This is a genomic window from Limosilactobacillus albertensis, assembly GCF_014145555.1.
Taxonomy (GTDB): Bacteria; Bacillota; Bacilli; order Lactobacillales; family Lactobacillaceae; genus Limosilactobacillus; species Limosilactobacillus albertensis.
On record NZ_JACIVD010000074.1, the window covers coordinates 30221 to 31940 of the forward strand.

Genomic DNA, 1720 nt, shown 5'->3' on the forward strand with positions numbered 1-1720 from the left:
ACCTGCATCTGACAGCACTTCTGCTACACCTGCATCTGACAGCACTTCTGCTACACCTGCATCTGACAGCACTTCTGCTACACCTGCATCTGACAGCACTTCTGCTACACCTGCATCTAACAGCACTTCTGCTACACCTGCATCTAACAGCACTTCTGCTACACCTGCATCTAACAGCACTTCTGCTACACCTGCATCTGACAGCATTACTGTTACACCTGTATCTAACAGTACTTCTGCTACACCTACATCTTATATTACCAATAATGCCCAGCAGTTACCTCAGACTGGTAATAAAAATAATAATGCAGCTGCCATGGCTGGACTAATTACTTTAGGATTATCTGGTCTATTAACTGCATCTGCTGTCAGTGCTAAAAAAAAGCAGTAAATTATTCCAAAATTAGGAGTGGTTTAATGTGAGTACATGTATCACAAAAGAACTATCTAACGCTTTAAACAGTTTAACTGAGAACAATGAATGGGGAAATTCTTCTCAATCTATTGATAAGATGTTACAACCTAAGGATTGGCGAATGGTAGAAATTAAAAAATTTAGAAAACGTTTAAAAGAACAGGAAAAAAAAGGAGACCTTGAGGCTATTAAAAGTATTAATGAGTTCTTTAATACTCATAATATTAATGATAAAATAGCTAGAGCTGTATTATTAAGAATTTGCGGTGTTGATGTTAGAACCATTTGTAAAATTATAAAATTAAGCGTAAGTGCATATACGTCCCATGTGACACCATTACTGCGAAATCATAAAAGCATATTTACTGACTCAAGCTTAAAGAATACGGCTTATGTTTTATGGCACTGTAATTTAGATGTTTTATTAGAAAAAGGAGAATTATCTTTTGAATAGTGATTTATTTGATAAAGCTATTAAACTAGCTAAAACTCAGATGTTGTATAATGCATTATTATCATTAAAAAATCAAGATGATGATAATAAAATTGTTCCAACAAATTCAGATATTACGTTAGATTTAGTAATGATTTTTTATAAAAAATTACTTAATTTACGAAGTCCTGAAGAATAAATGATAAATAAAATGTAAGCGAATTGTATAAATACCAACAATTCCTACCTACAAAATGATATCGATGCTACTCAAAAAATGTGAGTAGCATTTTTTATATAAGTAGACAATCAATTCTTAAAAGTAAAATTTCTAATTTGTAAATTTATAGTATATTCGTTTGAGCATTTTGATTTTACAGTTATTTTTCCTAAAGAACTATTAGAAAACTTATAATTAGAGCATCTTTGATTCTTTTTAAGAATTTGGTAAACCTTATTAAAGTCAGCGAATTTATTAGTAATTAGGTTAACGGTATTTTTTAATATGTATTCCTTTTTATCTTACTAATATTCATTTTAAAGGGAAGCGGAGTTAGATGAAATATTTAAATTTCATCTAACTCCGCTTATCATTAATGGCCTATGCCACAATATTGGGTATCTGTCAACTGGTATTGATGGATATCAACACCTCCTACGAGAATGTGGGAGGTGTTTTTTTTACGCAAATAAACAATCAATTCTTAAAAAGAAAAATTGCTGATTGGCAAAACCATAACAGGAACGCTTGAGGGTCTTAATTCGACGATTGATCCCTTCTAAGGGACCGTTGGAGAACTCAAACTGGGTACTATTAATGACATAAGACTGATTTTTATTTAATGTAGCGATAGCCGTATCCATTTCCGTTC

General features: G+C 32.0%; 4 protein-coding genes. 3 read left to right on the plus strand and 1 reads right to left on the minus strand.

Going from position 1 to position 1720, the window contains the following annotated elements; translation table 11 throughout:
• From H5S41_RS10710 to H5S41_RS10720, 3 genes are all read left to right on the plus strand, one after another.
• The coding region (locus H5S41_RS10710) for an LPXTG cell wall anchor domain-containing protein (RefSeq protein WP_182603298.1) at positions 1-391 on the plus strand (391 nt) is incomplete at its 5' end.
• Between the two features lie 28 nt (positions 392-419).
• A complete protein-coding gene (locus H5S41_RS10715; protein WP_182603299.1) occupies positions 420-869 on the plus strand; it encodes a hypothetical protein in 450 nt (149 codons plus the stop codon).
• Complete coding sequence (locus H5S41_RS10720) at positions 862-1047, plus strand: hypothetical protein (RefSeq protein ID WP_153710713.1); 186 nt, start codon at positions 862-864, stop codon at positions 1045-1047. Before H5S41_RS10715 ends, H5S41_RS10720 begins: the two co-directional genes overlap by 8 nt.
• A gap of 482 nt (positions 1048-1529) precedes the next feature.
• Here the strand turns inward: H5S41_RS10720 and H5S41_RS10725 are convergent.
• On the minus strand, positions 1530-1720 hold a 191-nt coding region (locus H5S41_RS10725), incomplete at its 5' end, for a transposase (RefSeq protein WP_182603300.1).